The sequence below is a fragment of the Vibrio sp. V42_P2S4T144 genome (genome assembly GCF_009904715.1).
Lineage (GTDB): Bacteria > Pseudomonadota > Gammaproteobacteria > Enterobacterales > Vibrionaceae > Vibrio > Vibrio alginolyticus.
In genome coordinates this window covers 1-2,224 of record NZ_WXWS01000147.1, presented here as the reverse complement: position 1 = coordinate 2,224, position 2,224 = coordinate 1, and the positions used below count along the sequence as shown (strand labels likewise).

Annotated in this window: 1 protein-coding gene and 5 tRNA genes; 1 reads left to right on the top strand and 5 read right to left on the bottom strand. The window is 44.5% G+C overall.

Going from position 1 to position 2,224, the window contains the following annotated elements; all coding sequences use genetic code 11:
- The first annotated feature begins 267 nt into the window (after window positions 1-267).
- Complete coding sequence (locus tag CAG68_RS04805) at window positions 268-993, top strand: HAD family hydrolase (RefSeq protein ID WP_005379107.1); 726 nt, start codon at window positions 268-270, stop codon at window positions 991-993.
- Between the two features lie 338 nt (window positions 994-1,331).
- On the opposite strand, the gene CAG68_RS04800 is transcribed toward CAG68_RS04805, so the two are convergent.
- The 5 genes from CAG68_RS04800 to CAG68_RS04780 form a co-directional block, all read right to left on the bottom strand.
- A tRNA-Pro gene (locus CAG68_RS04800) sits at window positions 1,332-1,408 on the bottom strand.
- Window positions 1,409-1,472: 64 nt separating this feature from the next.
- Window positions 1,473-1,548: transfer RNA gene (locus tag CAG68_RS04795), tRNA-His, on the bottom strand.
- Window positions 1,549-1,596: 48 nt separating this feature from the next.
- Window positions 1,597-1,673 (bottom strand) — tRNA-Pro (locus tag CAG68_RS04790).
- A 69-nt stretch (window positions 1,674-1,742) separates the two neighbouring features.
- Window positions 1,743-1,818 (bottom strand) — tRNA-His (locus CAG68_RS04785).
- A gap of 33 nt (window positions 1,819-1,851) precedes the next feature.
- Window positions 1,852-1,928: transfer RNA gene (locus CAG68_RS04780), tRNA-Arg, on the bottom strand.
- Between the last annotated feature and the right edge of the window lie 296 nt (window positions 1,929-2,224).

The window sequence follows — 2,224 nt, the reverse complement described above, 5'->3', positions numbered from 1 at the left end:
ATAAAATAGTCGGCAAATACAAAAAGCCAAACTTAGGAAGAGAAAGGATAGGTCAAAACGTGAACAAAACAGCAAAACCACACAAATCCTGCTCCAACGCAGATTATGCGCCACTTAAGCGGTTTATTGACTAAGCAAAGGAAAGTACCGCTATCCTCATTCGTACGTCATAAGAAAACTCGCCGGTTTTAACCCTTTACGACACAATTGAGAGTGGGATAATAGATGAACAGTGTCAAAGCCAAGCCGTAAATAAAAGGAGCCCCTGTGCTTAAAGCGATTTTTTTTGATATGGACGAGACTTTATGTGCAACGTCACAAGCCGATAAAGTTGCAGGACAAGCGTTTACAACTTGGATTCATAAAACCTACCCACAAGTGACTGAGCCAAAAGCTTTTTTGCAGCGCTACTTACAGGGTGTATACAAAAAGCTGAATGCTGAGTTCCCTCACCTTGTTGCTCTGCTACCCGATGAAAATGCCTTCCGTTGTGGCCTGATCCAAAACATCTTGGCGGAGCAAGGCGTCAGCATCACTGCAAAAGAGGCTCAACAAGCTCAAGACTACTTTGACTCTGCACGTATGGGCGCGTTCACTTTCTTCCCTGGTGTAAAAGAAATGCTCAGCGACCTTCGTCAACATTACAAACTCGTCGTGATCACTAACGGCCCGATTTTTTCTCAACACCCTAAATTAAACGCGACACAAATGAGCAACTGGGTGGACCATATTATTGTGGGAGGAGAAGAGCCAGAAGAGAAACCTGCTACAAGTATTTTCCAAAAAGCGCTCGACTTGGTCGAAGTAAAACCAGAAGAGGCTCTACACGTGGGCGACTCTTTACCTGCTGACATTGCTGGCGCTAACAATATGGGCATTTTGAGTGTATGGGTGAATGCGACAGGCGCAAGCAACTCAACGGATATAACGCCAAGTTTTGAAATCCAAGAAACGGTAGAACTGAAAGAAATCCTTAAAACACTCGCCCAATAAAAGCAGCGGATTAGAAAACTACAAAACCCCAGACACTGCTCTGGGGTTTATTTTGTCAGCTCGAAAAGCATTTGGATCATAGGTGGTCAAAAGCCCCTAGAGCTGTACACTTTTGGGAAAAATTGAAATGGAATGCCGATTCTTTTCAGGAGAGATGCAAAAAAGCCCCAGTCTTTCGACTGGGGCTCTAAATAGCGGTCGGTGAAGAGCCGAATTCTAACTTCAGGCGAACCCCACTTGGGTTCAAATCCATTGATACATTACCGACTAATACAGTCCAAGCGAGATCATAAACTCTAAAACGACGAAAGCCTGCTAAAAAGCAGGCTTTCTAATAGTGGTCGGTGAAGAGGGATTCGAACCCCCGACCCTCTGGTCCCAAACCAGATGCGCTACCAAGCTGCGCTATTCACCGAACTGTATTTGCTGATTTTCTCAAATCAGACAGGACACTTCAACTAAGAAGTCACCTTAATTAATGGGGTGGCTAACGAGATTCGAACTCGCGACCACCGGAATCACAATCCAGGGCTCTACCAACTGAGCTATAGCCACCATCAATTTTTGCTGTTTACCGCTCTATTAGAGCCATAAACTAAATAGTGGTCGGTGAAGAGGGATTCGAACCCCCGACCCTCTGGTCCCAAACCAGATGCGCTACCAAGCTGCGCTATTCACCGACGATGTTTTATCTTGATTGAATCAAGATTGGGAGCAATGCTACCGCATTCAATCTAAAAAAGAAAGAATGGGGTGGCTAACGAGACTTGAACTCGCGACAACCGGAATCACAATCCGGGGCTCTACCAACTGAGCTATAGCCACCACTGATTTTTACCGATGTATCCTCCGAGGCAATGGTACGCCCGAAAGGATTCGAACCTTCGACCTTTGGCTCCGGAGGCCAACGCTCTATCCAACTGAGCTACGGGCGCATGCCCTATCGGCGGAGTGGAATAATACGGATATCACACTATGCCGTCTAGTACTTTTTTTACTTTTTTTATCGTTTGGTCTCTTTTTCGACAGTTATCTTCCGTTAAAGTGGATTTTTGATGTGATTCACGCCCTGTCATGGATAACTTGTTGTTTATTGCAACAAGTTATCGGGATATAATCACCCATTATTTACATTGATTTAACAGCTGCAACCAAGTTGTCTAATCATTCTATGCCATTCAGTGGAATTTAATGATTTCTCTGCTCGGCATTAATACTCTAACTATATAAA